Origin of the sequence: Planotetraspora sp. A-T 1434 (assembly GCF_025420585.1) — a bacterium.
Lineage (GTDB): Bacteria > Actinomycetota > Actinomycetes > Streptosporangiales > Streptosporangiaceae > JAOEGB01.
In genome coordinates this window covers 148,140-161,727 of the sequence record NZ_JAOEGB010000004.1, presented here as the reverse complement: position 1 = coordinate 161,727, position 13,588 = coordinate 148,140, and the positions used below count along the sequence as shown (strand labels likewise).

Below are 13,588 nucleotides of genomic sequence, written 5' to 3'. Positions count from 1 at the left end.
GTGGTGATATCAGCACACTCCCGACATAATCCCTTTCCAGAATGAAAGACACACAGGGGCGGACGGCCGCCTGGGTGATGGCGGCGATCGCACTGGTCCTGACGCCGGTCGGAGTGCTGATCCAGCTCCGGACCCCGGCCGAGTGGCAGCCCGGCAACCCTCTGACCCCCGACCTCGGCGCGGCGATCACCTTCCCCGCCGTGGGCGCGTTCCTGGTCTCCCAGCGGCCCCGGCTCAGCATGGCGTGGCTCATGTGCGCCGGCGGGTTGCTCGCGTCGGGGAACGTCCTGTTCACCGCGGTGTCGTTCTCCTCGGCGTCCCACGGCGACATGGTCACGGCGGCCTCCGCGCGCTGGCTCAACATCCTGTGCTGGGCGGTCGCGGGCTTGCTGCTGGCGATCCTGCTGCCGCTCTACTCGCCCACTGGGCGGCTCCCCTCGCCCCGCTGGCGGCCGGTGGTCGTGGTGGGGGCCGTCACGACGGTCGCCGAGGCCGGGCTCTCCCTGGTCCGTCCCGACCCCGACCCCGCGACGTACCCGTGGCCGACGGTGATCCACAACCCGCTGGAGATCAGGGCGCTCGCGCCGTACTACCTGCCGGCCTGGAACGCCATGCAGTACGTGATCATGGCTTGTGTGGTCGCGGCGCTCGCCTCGCTCGTCCTGCGCCTGCGCCACGCCGACCCCGCCACCCGGCGGCAGATCGCGTGGCCGCTCAGCGCCTTCACCGGCTACGTCGTGTTCTACGTGCTCGGCGAGTCGATGTGGATGATCGCGTCGGTGTGGACGGCGGTCATCCCCTTCGCCATCCTCTTCTCGGCGCTGCGCTACCGGCTCTACGGCATCGACACGGTGATCAGCAGGGCCTTCGTGGCCGCCGGGCTGCTCGCCGTGATCAGCGGGGTCTATTTCGGCGTGGGCGCGGTGTCGAGCCTCGTCGTCTCCGGATATCACCAGGTCGCCGGGCTGGCCGCGGCCCTATTCGCCGGGGCGTTCTTCCAGCCGCTCCGGCGCGCCCTCCAGCGCGTGGTGGACCGGACGCTGTACGGCAGCGTGGGCGACCCCGCCCTGCTCGCGGAGCGGCTCACCCAGGAGGTGCGCCGGGCCGACCCGGCCGACGCGCTGGCCTCGGTCGTCACGGTCGTCCGGGACGGCCTGGCGGTCGACGGCGTCGCGGTCGAGATCACCGACGGGCGGCCCCGATACGTCGAGAGCGGCACGGTCGGCACGACGCCCCGGGAGATCTCGCTGATCTGGCACGGGGAGCCGGTCGGGCGGCTGCTGATCGGCAAGCCGGGGGCCAGGCGGTTCGCGGCGGCCCACGACGAGCGGGTCATCGCCACGCTGCTCCCTTACGTGGCCGACGTGGCCCACGCCGTGCGGATGGCCGCCGACCTCCAGCGGTCTAGGGAGCGCATCCTCGCCGCGCGGGAGGAGGAGCGCCGCCGCCTCCGCCGCGATCTGCACGACGGGCTCGGCCAGACCCTCGGGGCCATGGCCATGACGATCAACATGGCCAGGATGAGCCTGACCCGCTCCCCCGCCGCCGCCGACGGCCTCCTGCAGGACCTGCGCGTCGGCATGGACGCCGTCGCGGGCGACATCCGCGAGCTCGTGTACGGCCTGCGGCCCCCGGCGCTGGACGACCTCGGGCTGGCGGGAGCCGTACAGGCCCTCGCGGAGGAGACCGTGCCCCCGGCCCCGCCGGCGCCCTCAGCCTCCCCGGCTGTGTCGGCGCCGGAGGGCGAGGCGACCACGCGGGTGCGGGTCGAGGGCGATCTGGAGGGGCTTCCGGCCGCCGTCGAGGTCGCCGTCTACCGCATCGTCCAGGAGGCGCTCAACAACGTCAGACGGCATGCCCGCGCCACCCGGGTCGACGTGGTGCTGGAAAGGGGCGGCCCCGCCGTACCGGACGGATCGGGCGGCGAGCTGCGCGTCCGCGTCACGGACGACGGGATCGGCATCCCCGCGCGCATGCGGGCGGGGGTCGGCATGTCATCCATGCGCGAGCGGGCCGCCGAGCTGGGCGGGAGCTGCGTGGTCACCTCCCCGGACACAGGCGGCACGGTCGTCGAGGCCCGCTTCCCCCTCCCCGCCTGACCCCCACCCCCCAACCCTCCGGCGTGATCATGCGCATGTTCCCGCACATACCGCCCTGCCTGGCGCTCTGTTCCGCGTGATCATGCATGACGATGGCGCGCCGCCGGACACACACAGAACATGATCACAAACAGTATCGGCCCTGATCGGGCCGTGGACGGACGCGACCGAGAGGAGGCCACCACCACCGAACCCGCCGGTGCCTCTACGCTTACCGATGCGATGGTGATATTTCGTGCTCTCGGGCCTTTCGAGGCGGTTGCCGATGGTGAGACGCTCGACCTCGGCGGGCAGCGGCAGCAGGCCGTGCTGGCCCGGCTCCTGGTGGCCGGCGGTCGAGCCGTGCCCGTCGGCGTACTGATAGACGAGCTGTGGCCGGGAGAGCCGCCCGCGCAGGCGCTCTCGACGATCCAGGGCTACGTCTCGCGGCTCAGGCGGGCCCTGGAACCCGGCCGGGCGCCGCGCGAGGAGGCCGGCATCCTGATCTCGGCGCCCCCCGGCTACGCGCTGCGCGCCGACATCGAGGACGTCGACGCCTGGCGGTTCGAGAACGTGGTCAAGAACGACCACGGCGACGACCCCGCGCGGAGCCTGGAGCTCATGGAGACGGCGCTCGGGCTGTGGCGGGGTCCCGCGCTGGCCGAGTTCCAGGAGCTGCCGTGGGCCCAGTCCGAGGCGCTGCGGCTCGACGAGCTGCGCCTCCTCGCCATCGAACGCCGCGGTGACGCGGCCCTGCGGCTCGGCCGTACCGGCGCGATGATCCCCGACCTGGAAAGCCACGCGTCCGCGCACCCGCTGAGGGAGGAGGCCTGGCGGCTGCTCGCCCTGGCCTTCTACCGCGCGGGGCGGCAGGGAGACGCGCTGGGCGCGCTGCGCCGGGCCAGGGAGGCGCTGCGCGACGAGCTGGGCCTCGATCTCGGCCCCACGCTCCAGCGCCTGGAGCAGGACATCCTCAACCAGGCCGCCCATCTGGACACGCCCGCCGACGCGTCGCAGGCCGTACGGCAGGCCGCCGCGTCCGCCACGGGGGCGGCCGCCGGGACGCTGCGCGTCGCGATCGCCGACGACCAGGCGCTGGTCCGGACGGGTCTGAAAGTGATCCTCGACAGTGAGCCCGGGCTCGAGTTCGTGGGCGAGGCCGAGAACGGCGAGCAGGCGATCGCCCTCGTCCAGGCCACCCGGCCGGACGTGGTGCTGATGGACATCCAGATGCCCCGCCTCGACGGCCTCGCCGCGGCCCGCCGGATCCTCACGTCCGAGGCACCGCCCAAGGTGATCATGATGACGACGTTCGGGACCGACGAGAACCTCTACTCGGCCCTCCGGGCGGGCGTCAGCGGCTTCGTGCTGAAGACCTCGGCCCCCGAGCAGCTCATCGCGGCGGTCAGGGCGGCGGTCGCGGGCGACGCCCTGCTCGACCCCGCCGTCACCACGCACCTCATCGCCGCCTTCGCCGGGCGGCGTGACCCCGCCGCGCCGAGCGGCCTGTCGGACTCCGACGTGGACCTTGTCAAGCTCGTCGCCCGCGGCTTCACCAACCGGCAGATCGCCGTGACGCTGGCCGTCCCCGAGCGCGAGGTGGCCGACGAGGTGACCGCGCTACTCAAGCGGCTCGGGCTGGTCGACCGCGCGCAACTCGTGGTCCTGGCGTACGAGAGAGGTCTGGTCAGCCCCGGCTCCCCGGAGCCGTGACACGCCTGAAGGTCTTGTGATCCGCCATCGCGCGAATGACGCTTCTCTGCTCCACGCCCTCGTGGCGACGATGAATTGAGGAGGCCCACTGTCGGCATGTGCCGACAGTGGGCCTCATCCATTCACCCGCTCGGCTTCCGTGGCCTTACAGGTGGTCAGTCTCGACGGACGATCATCGGATCCCGCTCCCGATGGTCCGGTTCGAGATCAGCGGCCGTAGATGACCGTGTAGCCGTTCCCGTAGCCGTAGGCGCTGACGCTCCAGTCGTAGTCGTCGTTCCAGTCGTTGTTCCAGCTGGAGCCGTACCAGCCGTACTGCTTGTTCCAGCGGTGGTTGTGCTTGTTCCAGCGGTGGTCGTGGTTGTACCAGCCGTGGTTGTTCCACTGGTGGTTGTTCCAGTGGTGCTTGTAGCGGTTGTTGTCGTCCCACCCCGTGTGACGGGTGACGACAGTAACGCCGTGACGCTCTACCTGGGCGGTGGACGCGGAAGCCGCACCGCTGGTGGCGAAGATGATGCCTCCGCCGACCGCGAGGGTCGCTGCGGTGGTGGCGAGACGCCGTGTGATCTTGCGCATTGCACTCTTCTCCTTGTTACACACGCTGGTCCAGTGGCTCCGGACGCCGACGTGCTTGGTGTTACGTGGGAGCACAACTGCACTTAAATCCCGTTTATTGCCATTCATCCCATGATGCGATGTTTGTCACGTTGGGGAATGCCCTGGGTGGCTCACCACCCGGTCAGGGGACGGAGCCGGAATCGCTCGCCGGCAAGGCGGATCGGACGCCGGCCCCCTTGCGTTCGGACCCGCCGAGAGGATGCCTCGGGACCTCATTTCGTGGCTCGCGTCACCGTGGGGGGCGGGATGACGGCATCCGGCTCGCGAAGGACGGCCCCCTTATCGTCGCTTTGACGACAACAAATCGGACCTTCTAAGGTGGGGGGCGTGGCTCAACTCCGTATCGCCCTCGCCCAGACCAATCCCGTCGTCGGCGACATCGCCGCCAACGCGGACACGCTTGTCGAGTGGACCCGCCGGGCCGCCGAGCGTGACGCACATCTCGTCGTCTTCACCGAGTTGTTCCTGACCGGCTACCCGGCCGAGGACCTGGTGCTGCGCTCCTCGTTCGTCGAGGCGTCGATCGCGACGCTGTCGTCCGTGGCCGCACGACTCGCCGAGGACGGGCTTGGAGACCTGCCCGTCGTGGTCGGCTACCTCGACCGGGCCGACCTCGCGCCGCGGGTGGGCCAGCCCAAGGGCGCGCCGCTCGACGCCGCCGCCCTGCTCTACCAGGGCGAGGTCGTCATCAAGTCGGCCAAGCACCACCTGCCCAACTACGGCGTCTTCGACGAATACCGCTACTTCGTGCGCGGGGACCGGCTGCCCGTCTTCCGGCTGCACGGCGTCGACGTGGCCATCGCGATCTGCGAGGACCTCTGGCAGGAGGGCGGCCCGGTCTCCGCCGTGGCCGAGGCGGGCGCCGGGCTGCTCGTCGTCCCGAACGGCTCGCCGTACGAGACGAACAAGGACGATGTGCGGCTGGAGCTGTGCGCGCGCCGCGCCAGGGAGGCGGGCTGCGCCCTGGCCTACGTGAACATGGTCGGCGGGCAGGACGAGCTCGTCTTCGACGGCGACTCGCTCGTCGTGGACGCGTCGGGAGAGCTGGTCGCCCGCGCGTCGCAGTTCCAGGAGGAGCTGCTGGTCACCGACCTGGAACTTCCCGAAGCGACCGGCGAGCTCGGCGAGTTCCGGATCGACGCCCACGACGGCACGGTGATCACGGTCGAACGCCTGCTGCTGTCCGCCACTCCGGTCGAGCCGTACGAGCCGGAACCGCCGGTGATCGCCGAACGGCTCGACGACCTGGCCGAGGTCTACAACGCCCTGGTCCTCGGAGTGCGTGACTACGTCAGGAAGAACGGCTTCCAGTCGGTCATCCTCGGCCTGTCGGGCGGCATCGACTCGGCGCTGACCGCGACCATCGCGGCAGACGCCATCGGGCCGGAACGGGTCCACGTCGTGCTGATGCCGTCGCGCTACTCCTCCGACCACTCGATCACCGACGCCGAGGAGCTGGTCCGCCGCCAGGGGCTCAACGCCCAGGTGGCGCCGATCGCGGACATCGTGACCGCATTCGAGAAGGAGATCGAGCTGCACGGCCTCGCGGCGGAGAACCTGCAGGCCCGGGTGCGCGGCATGCTGCTGATGAGCCTGTCGAACGAGCACGGCCACCTTGTGCTGACCACCGGCAACAAGAGCGAGCTGGCGACCGGATACTCGACGCTCTACGGCGACTCGGCCGGCGGCTTCGCCCCGATCAAGGACGTGCTGAAGAGCGAGGTCTGGAAGCTGTCGCAGTGGCGCAACGCCCAGCCGGGCACGCCGCCCATCCCGGAGAACTCGATCACCAAGGAGCCCAGCGCCGAGCTGCGGCCGGATCAGCGCGACACCGACTCGCTCCCGCCGTACGACGTGCTCGACCGGCTGCTCGGCGACTACGTGGAGAAGGACATGGGCCGCGACGAACTGATCGCCGCGGGCCACGACCCCGAGCTGGTCACGCGGGTGATCCGCCTGGTGGACCTCGCCGAGTACAAGCGCCGCCAGTATCCGCCGGGCCCGAAGATCACGCCGAAGAACTTCGGCCGCGACCGCCGCCTCCCGATCACCAACCGCTGGCGGGAGACCCTGTCCTGATTCCCGGCCTGACTCCCCCGGCCCGGCTTCCCTGACTTGGCCTCCCTGGCCTGCGCTGAGCCCTCCGGCCGGGGAGCTCAGCGGCCGGCAGCTCAGCGGGGGCGGAAACCCCGGAGGGCCTCGTCCACGATCTGCTCCGGGAGGTCGCCGGGGAGCTGGGCGTTCTCGCCCGACCACTTGGTCCGCCACAGCATGGCGCCGCTCAGGATGGCCATGGCCATCTCGATGTCGAGATCGGAACGCAGCTCGCCGTTCTCGGTGCCGCGCTGGAGGACGGCACGCAGGGCCGCCTTGCGCGGCTCGATCGCGATCGCCTGGAACCTCTCCGCAAGACGCGGGTGGCGCTCCCACGCGCTCATCGCGATGTTCATGATGCAGCGAGTGCGCATGTGGCGGGACTCTTCGCCCACGACGCGAAGGTAGGTGACCAGGTCGTCCCGCACGGACGCGCCGTGGAGCGGCGGGATCGGCGGCTTCAGCGACGCCAGGGCGTCGACGACCAGGTCCTCCTTGTTGGACCAGCGGCGGTAGATCGTCGTCTTGCCGACGCCCGCCCTGGCCGCGATCGCCTCGATGGACAACTCGGGCACGCCGATGCCCTCGCCGAGAAGGTCGAGGGCGGCGTCGATGATGGCCTTCTCGGCCTTCTCGCTGCGGGGGCGGCCCGCCGGGCGGGCCACCCCTTCGGTCTGCTGCGTAGTCATCGCAAGCTCACACTACCGCTGATTCCTTCTCCGGCTCTGCCGCTTCCGCTCCAGGAACGGTCGCGCCGGTACGGCCGTGCGCCCCGGCCTTGGCGTGCGCCCCCGTCTTGCCCGGCATCCACAGCGCCACGATGAGCGCTCCGGCGAGGGCGACGAGAGCCGACCCGAGGGCCGCCCAGTGAATGCCGCTCACGAAGGCGTCGTTCGCGGTCTCCATCAGGCTCGCGCCACGCGGGCCCAGCCGCCCTGCGACACCCGCCGCCCCGGAGATCGACTCGGTCACGACGTGACGGAGTTGCTCCGGCAGGGCGGTGACCTTGCCCTCCATGCCGTTGCGGTAGCTCGCCGACAGGGCCGCGCCCAGGATGGCGATGCCGAGCGTGCCGGCGACCTGGCGGACGACGTTGCTCATCGACGAGCCGACGCCCGCCTTCTCCCTGGGGAGGGAGTTCATGATGACGGTCGTCGCGGGCGGCATGATGTTGGCCATCGCGACTCCCTGGATGAACGCGAGCGTGAGCAGGATCCAGATCGGCGTGGTGGCGGTCACCAGGGTGTAGGCCGCGAGCGCCCCCGCGATGACGACCATCGCCACCGTGCCCACGAGCTTGGAACCGTACTTCTGCACCATCCGCGCGCTCTGCGGCGCGAAGATGAGCTGCGCGGCCGCGAACGGCAGCACGAGCGCGCCGGACTGCAGCGGCGAGTAGCCCCGGACGATCTGCCAGTAGAAGGCCATGAAGAACATGACGCCCAGCGCGGCGAAGAAGACCAGGCCCACGCTGGCGATGGCGGTGGAGAAGCCCGCGTTGCGGAAGTTGCGCACGTCGAAGGCGGGGTGGTCGATCCGCCGCTCGTACCAGACGAACGCCGCGAGGATCGCGATGCCCACCAGCGACGGCACGATGACCGAGGCGTCGGCGAGCGTGCCCAGGTCGCTGATCTTCACGATGCCGTAGACGAGGCTGATCAGGCCCACGATCGACAGCAGAACGCCCACGGGGTCGAGCTTGGTCTTGTTCGGGTCCTTGGAGTCGGGGACGAGCATGCCGATCAGGACGAGGCTGATCAGCACGATCGGGACGTTGACCAGGAAGACCGAGCCCCACCAGAAGTGCTCAAGGAGGATGCCGCCGGTGATCGGGCCGATCGCGACGGCGATGCCGACGCCGCCCGCCCAGATGCCGATCGCCTTGCCGCGCTCGTGGACCGGGAAGACATTGGAGATGATCGCCAAGGTGGCGGGCATGATGGCCGCTCCGCCGAAGCCCATCAGCGCCCTGGCGATGATGAGTTGCATCGGGTCCTGCGAGTAGGCGCTGGCCACGGACGCCAGGCCGAACAGCACCATGCCGACGAGCAGCATCTTCTTGCGCCCGTAACGGTCGCCGAGCACCCCGAAGGTGAACAGCAGCGCCGCGAAGACGAGCGTGTAGGAGTTCATCGCCCACTCCAGCTCGCTCTGGGTCGCGCCCAGACCGTGAACCGGGTCGGCGATCGTCTTGATCGCGACGTTGAGAATCGTGTTGTCGAGAACGACGGCCAGCAGGCTGAACACCATCACACCGAGGACCTGCCAGCGGCGTGGGTGACCGGTATGCGTTTCCACGGACCCCCCAGTAATTCGATACGCTTAAGTTTCGCAACGCGAGCGTAGCGCAAGCAGATTCGATACGCAACAGTATCGTTTCATAATGTGGGCGCACGGCTCCCCCGAGCCGGCCGCGACCGCTGTCAGGCGTCGACGGGATCGGCCGGCAAGCGGAGACAGGCGGCCGTCAGCGGTGACGGGATCGGCCGGCAAGCAGGGACGGGAGCAGCCGTCAGGCGGTGACGGGATCGGCCGCGGGCCGGCGGACGTCGCGCCAGAACGGCACGGCGGCCAGGACGAAGAGCACTCCGACCGCGCCGGATGCGGCGAAGGCCCAGCTCGGACCGTAGGAGTCGACGATCCCTCCCGCGATCGGCCCGGCCGAGGCGACGCCGATGGTCAGCGCCATGCCGTGCAGCCCCATCGCCTCGCCCCGGACGGCGGCCGGGACGCGCCGGTTGACCGCGTCGACCGTGGCGGACAGGGACGGCGCGCACAGCACCCCTGCGGGCACGAGGGCGAGGCAGAGCCACCACCACCCGCCGCCCACGAATCCCAGCGGCGCCGTGAGCGCGGACAACGCGCCGATCAGTAGCAGGGGCGAGAATCCCCGGGGCAGCCCGCCGTACACGAAGCCGCCGATCACGGAGTAGGCGCACCACATGGCGATCACCAGGCCGGTCCAGCCGGTCGCGCCGGCGGCTTTCAGCGTGGCGACCAGTGACAACTCGGTCGCGGTGAGCACGAACGTCAGCGCGGACGCGACCCCGAGGAGGGTGAGGAGGCCCGGCCCGAGCCATCGCCGCCGGGGGACCTTCTCCTGCGAGTCCTCCTGGGCGGCCTCCTCGGCCGACCGCGTCGGCGGGTTGAGCGCGAACAGCGCCGCCCCTGAGCCGACCAGGCCCACGCCCACCGCGTACATCGTCACGGTGCTGGAGAACGCCGTCACGCTCGCCACGGCCAGCGCGGGCCCCACCATGAACGACAGCTCCACGGCCATCGAGTCCAGGGCGAAGCCGGTCTGGTGGCTCTCGGCGGGCACCATCGCGGCCAGGCATTGCCGGATCGCCCCGAACACGGGCTGGCTGAACAGGCCCGCTATCACCGCTCCTGCCACCAGAGCCTGGTACGGCAGGGCGGGAGCGCAGCACCAGAAGGCGAGCTGTACGAGGGTGGTGACGGCGAGCACCGGCCGAAGCCCGCGCCTGTCCAGGAACCTTCCCGCCAGCGGCGAGCCGACGGCCGCCCCGGCCATGCTGGCCGCGCCCACGAGGCCGGCCTGCAGAAAGCCCAGCCCCAGGCTGTTGACGACGTGCAGCGTCAGCGTGATGCCCGTGCCGGTCAGGGGGATCCTGGCGACCAGGCCGACGAGCAGCAGCGCCCGGACGCCCGGCAGCGCCAGCACCCGCCGGTAAGGTTCGATGGCCATTGTGATTGCTTACCTCCGCACGGCATTGTGCCCTGCGCCTCCGACAGTTCCGCCACTGGTTTTCCCCGGCGCGGTCCTCGCCGCCGGGTTCTGGTCCCGCGCGCCCGCGTGGTGTCGCGCGCCGGATTAGCGCACGCGCCCGGGGTGTTATAGCCCGGGACGGCATGCGATGATCTGACTGTCCGGGGACGCCACAGGGGCGCCACGAGGCCTGGAGGTAGCCATGTCCTCTGTTTCCGTTGTTTCCAGCACGCTCGCCGCATCGAGCACGCCCGCGCCCAGCCGGCCGACCGCCCTCTACGGCGGCCAGGCGGGGCGCAGGGTGACCGTCCGCGACCTCGCGGCCGCCAAGGAGCGGCGCGAGAAGTGGCCGATGGTGACGGCGTACGACGCCATGACCGCCAGGGTGTTCGACGAGGCGGGCATCCCCGTGATGCTCGTCGGCGACTCGGCCGCCATGGTCGTCTACGGCTACGACTCGACGCTGCCCGTCACGGTCGACGACCTGCTCCCGCTCACCGCCGCGGTGGTCCGGGGCTCGTCCCGGGCGATGGTCGTCGCGGACCTGCCGTTCGGGTCCTACCAGGCCTCGCCGCAGCAGGCCCTGGAGACCGCCGCGCGCTTCATGAAGGAGGCGGGGGCCCACGCCATCAAGCTGGAGGGCGGCCACCGGGTGCTCCCCCAGGTGGAGCTGCTCGTGTCGGCCGGGATCCCGGTCATGGCCCACCTCGGCCTGACCCCGCAGTCGGTCAACGTCCTCGGCGGCTACCGGGTGCAGGGGCGCGGCCAGTCGGGCGACGAGCTCATGGCCGACGCCAAGGCCCTGGAGCACGCGGGCGCCTTCGCCGTCGTGCTGGAGTGCGTGCCGAGCGACCTGGCCCAGCGGGTGACCACGTCGCTCAGCATCCCGACCATCGGCATCGGCGCGGGCGCGGACACCGACGCCCAGGTCCTCGTGTGGCAGGACCTCATGGGCCTGACCCCCCGGCCGGCCAAGTTCGTGAAGAAGTACTTCGACCTGGCCGGCGAGATGGACCGGGCGGTGCGCGCCTACGCCGACGAGGTGGTCTCCGGCGCGTTCCCCACCGCCGACCACAGCTACCACTGACCAGGCCGGGGCCCGGTTCACTCAGGCCCGGTTCACTCAGGCCCGGTTCACTCAGGCCCGCTTCACTCAGGCCAGGGTCGCCGGGTCGGTGTTGGCGCCGCACACGATGACGGCCACGCGCTCGCCGTTCTCCGGGACGTACACCCCCGACCGGAGGGCGGCGAGCGCCGCCGCCCCGGCGTGCTCGGCGGCCACCCGGTGGTCCCGCCAGAGAGCCCGGCGGGCCTCGACGATGGCGTCGTCCGTCACGAGGACGCTGGAGAACCGGCCGGCCTCCTGGCCGGACACGGTGGCGAACGCCAGCCGCCCGGCCATGCTGGCCCCGAGAGCGTCGGCGCCCACGCCGCTCACCTCGACCCGGACGGGCTCGCCCGCCTCCAGCGCCCGGTGGAGCGTGGGAATCCGCTCGGGCTCGACCGCCACCACCTTGGCGCGTCCCGCCAGGCCGGCGACCACTCCGGTGACCAGCCCGCCGCCGCCCACGGCCACCAGCACGGTGTCGAGGTCACCGGCCTGCTCCAGCAGCTCGATCGCCACGCTGCCCTGCCCGGCGGCCACCTCCAGCTGGTCGTAGGCGTGGATCTCCAGGGCTCCCGTCTCGGCCGCCCGCTTCTGGGATGCCTCGTACGCGTCCGCGTAGACGGCGCCGGTCTGCGTGACGTGCGCGCCCAGCCTGCGCAGCCCCTCGACCTTGACCGGCGCGCAGACCTCCGGGACGAAGATCTCCGCCCGGATGCCGAGGGCGCGGGCGGCGTACGCCACGGCCATCCCGTGGTTGCCTCCGCTGGCCGCGATGACGCCGCCCTCCGGGAGCGGCCTGGCCTCCGCGGCGGCCAGGATCCGGTTGAAGCCGCCCCGCACCTTGAAGGAGCCGGAGTGCTGCATGCCCTCCAGCTTCAGGAAGAGCCCCGGCTCGACCTCGGCGACCGGCGTCCGGCGGACGTGCCCGGCGATCCGGGAGGCGGCCCGCTCGACGTCCTCACGGGTCACGATCGTCACGGCTGTCATATGGTCACTCCGCCGATCCGCCGAGGCGGCCGAGTGCCTGCTCGAAGTCGGCCCAGAGGTCCTCGGGGTGCTCGATGCCGACGGCCACCCGCACCGTCCCCTCGCCGATCCCCGCGGCGGCGAGCTCCGGCGCGCTGAGGGACCGGTGGGACGTCGTCGCCGGGTGCAGGATCAGCGTCTCGACGCCGCCGAGCGACGGCGCGAGCAGTGCCAGCCGTACGGCACGCATGAAGGACTCCCCCGCGGCCCGGCCACCGGCGAGGTCGAAGGAGAAGACGCCGCCGAAGTCGGGCAGGAGCTTGGCGGCCAGCTCGTACGACGGGTGAGACGGCAGGCCGGGCCAGTGCACGGCGCTCACGGCGGGATGCCCGGCGAGCCGGGTGGCCAGCAGCCGGGCGTTCGCGCAGTGGCGCTCCATGCGCAGGGGCAGCGTCTGGATGCCGCGCAGCGTGAGCCACGCCGCGAAGGGATCGGCCGTCGCGCCGAGTTCGAGGGAGTACGACCAGATCCGGCGGTGCAGCTCGGAGGACGCGAAGACCGCGACGCCGCCGAGGACGTCGGTGTGCCCGGACAGGTACTTCGTGGCGGAGTGCACCACCACGTCGGCGCCGTGCTCGATGGGCCGGCACAGGATCGGCGACGCGAACGTGTTGTCCACCACGGTGACCAGCCCGGCCTCCCGCCCGGCGGCGGACATCCCGGGCAGGTCGGCGACCTGTGTCATCGGGTTGGCGATCGTCTCCAGGTACAGCGCCTTCGTGGAGGGGCGCACGGCCGCGCGGACCGCGGCGGGGTCCGCCTCGGGCACATACGTGATCTCGACACCGTGGCGTTCCGCCAGGCCGGCCAGCATGGTGGCCGTGCCACCGTACAGGGCCGTCTGGGCGATCAGGTGGTCTCCCGCCCCGAGCAGCCCGAGCAGCACGGCGTTGATCGCGCCCATCCCCGAGCCGGTCGCGATCGCCGCGACGCCGCCCTCCAGGTCCGCCACGGCCTCCTCCAGGGCGCGGACGGTCGGGTTCGACAGCCGCCCGTAGACGTACGCCCCGTCGGGCCGGGCCATCCCGTCGGCGAAGACCGCCGGGTCGTCGAAGACGAAACCGGACGTCTGGTAGATCGGCACCGAGATCGGCGTGCTGCCGTTCAGCTCCGGCTTGGGCAGATGGACCGCACGGGTCTCCGGACGAAGAGCACTCATGCCGACCAGAATGACCGATATCGCCCAGATTTGTCAGATCCAATCAGCCGGCGCCCCAGAAT

The 13,588-nt window shown here is 71.2% G+C and carries 10 protein-coding genes; 4 read left to right on the top strand and 6 right to left on the bottom strand.

The genetic code is table 11. The annotated features are described in order from the left end of the window. Positions 1-41 precede the first annotated feature (41 nt). Together N5079_RS07365 and N5079_RS07360 are read left to right on the top strand one after the other, a co-directional pair. Positions 42-2,099 (top strand): sensor histidine kinase, encoded by a 2,058-nt coding sequence (locus N5079_RS07365; RefSeq protein ID WP_261582818.1) that lies wholly within the window; start codon positions 42-44, stop codon positions 2,097-2,099. A 120-nt stretch (positions 2,100-2,219) separates the two neighbouring features. Further along, entirely contained in the window at positions 2,220-3,791 is a 1,572-nt protein-coding gene (locus tag N5079_RS07360) for a BTAD domain-containing putative transcriptional regulator (RefSeq protein ID WP_261582817.1), read from the top strand. A gap of 207 nt (positions 3,792-3,998) precedes the next feature. On the opposite strand, the gene N5079_RS07355 is transcribed toward N5079_RS07360, so the two are convergent. Next, positions 3,999-4,367, bottom strand: coding sequence for a hypothetical protein (locus N5079_RS07355; protein ID WP_261582816.1), 369 nt, complete (start codon positions 4,365-4,367; stop codon positions 3,999-4,001). Positions 4,368-4,736: 369 nt separating this feature from the next. Between N5079_RS07355 and N5079_RS07350 the strand changes: the two genes are divergently transcribed. Next, the gene (locus tag N5079_RS07350) at positions 4,737-6,488 is read left to right on the top strand and encodes an NAD+ synthase (RefSeq protein ID WP_261582815.1); all 1,752 of its coding nucleotides are present in this window, start codon (positions 4,737-4,739) and stop codon (positions 6,486-6,488) included. Between the two features lie 92 nt (positions 6,489-6,580). Here the strand turns inward: N5079_RS07350 and N5079_RS07345 are convergent, their stop codons facing one another. The 3 genes from N5079_RS07345 to N5079_RS07335 all read right to left on the bottom strand — a co-directional run bounded on the left by N5079_RS07345 (position 6,581) and on the right by N5079_RS07335 (position 10,212). After that, positions 6,581-7,192 (bottom strand): TetR/AcrR family transcriptional regulator, encoded by a 612-nt coding sequence (locus N5079_RS07345; protein ID WP_261582814.1) that lies wholly within the window; start codon positions 7,190-7,192, stop codon positions 6,581-6,583. 7 nt (positions 7,193-7,199) lie between these two features. After that, positions 7,200-8,801: an MFS transporter gene (locus N5079_RS07340; protein ID WP_261582813.1), complete on the bottom strand. Its 1,602-nt coding sequence runs from the start codon at positions 8,799-8,801 to the stop codon at positions 7,200-7,202. A 214-nt stretch (positions 8,802-9,015) separates the two neighbouring features. Further along, positions 9,016-10,212: an MFS transporter gene (locus N5079_RS07335; protein WP_261582812.1), complete on the bottom strand. Its 1,197-nt coding sequence runs from the start codon at positions 10,210-10,212 to the stop codon at positions 9,016-9,018. Positions 10,213-10,435: 223 nt separating this feature from the next. Here N5079_RS07335 and panB point away from each other — a divergent pair, with 223 nt between their 5' ends. Then, positions 10,436-11,320 (top strand): 3-methyl-2-oxobutanoate hydroxymethyltransferase, encoded by an 885-nt coding sequence (panB, locus tag N5079_RS07330; RefSeq protein WP_261582811.1) that lies wholly within the window; start codon positions 10,436-10,438, stop codon positions 11,318-11,320. A 66-nt stretch (positions 11,321-11,386) separates the two neighbouring features. Here panB and N5079_RS07325 read toward each other — a convergent pair whose 3' ends face one another. Further along, entirely contained in the window at positions 11,387-12,328 is a 942-nt protein-coding gene (locus N5079_RS07325; protein WP_261582810.1) for a threonine/serine dehydratase, read from the bottom strand. A 4-nt stretch (positions 12,329-12,332) separates the two neighbouring features. Beyond that, positions 12,333-13,526, bottom strand: a complete 1,194-nt coding sequence (locus tag N5079_RS07320; RefSeq protein WP_261582809.1) for a trans-sulfuration enzyme family protein — start codon at positions 13,524-13,526, stop codon at positions 12,333-12,335. Between the last annotated feature and the right edge of the window lie 62 nt (positions 13,527-13,588).

Excerpts from the sequence above, each read along its gene's own strand:
- N5079_RS07360 (WP_261582817.1), top strand. The coding sequence starts at position 2,220 with ATGATCACAAACAGTATCGGCCCTGATCGGGCCGTGGACGGACGCGAC.
- N5079_RS07365 (WP_261582818.1), top strand. The coding sequence starts at position 42 with ATGAAAGACACACAGGGGCGGACGGCCGCCTGGGTGATGGCGGCGATC.
- N5079_RS07355 (WP_261582816.1), bottom strand. The coding sequence starts at position 4,367 with ATGCGCAAGATCACACGGCGTCTCGCCACCACCGCAGCGACCCTCGCG.
- N5079_RS07325 (WP_261582810.1), bottom strand. The coding sequence starts at position 12,328 with ATGACAGCCGTGACGATCGTGACCCGTGAGGACGTCGAGCGGGCCGCC.
- N5079_RS07345 (WP_261582814.1), bottom strand. The coding sequence starts at position 7,192 with ATGACTACGCAGCAGACCGAAGGGGTGGCCCGCCCGGCGGGCCGCCCC.
- panB (WP_261582811.1), top strand. The coding sequence starts at position 10,436 with ATGTCCTCTGTTTCCGTTGTTTCCAGCACGCTCGCCGCATCGAGCACG.
- N5079_RS07320 (WP_261582809.1), bottom strand. The coding sequence starts at position 13,526 with ATGAGTGCTCTTCGTCCGGAGACCCGTGCGGTCCATCTGCCCAAGCCG.
- N5079_RS07335 (WP_261582812.1), bottom strand. The coding sequence starts at position 10,212 with ATGGCCATCGAACCTTACCGGCGGGTGCTGGCGCTGCCGGGCGTCCGG.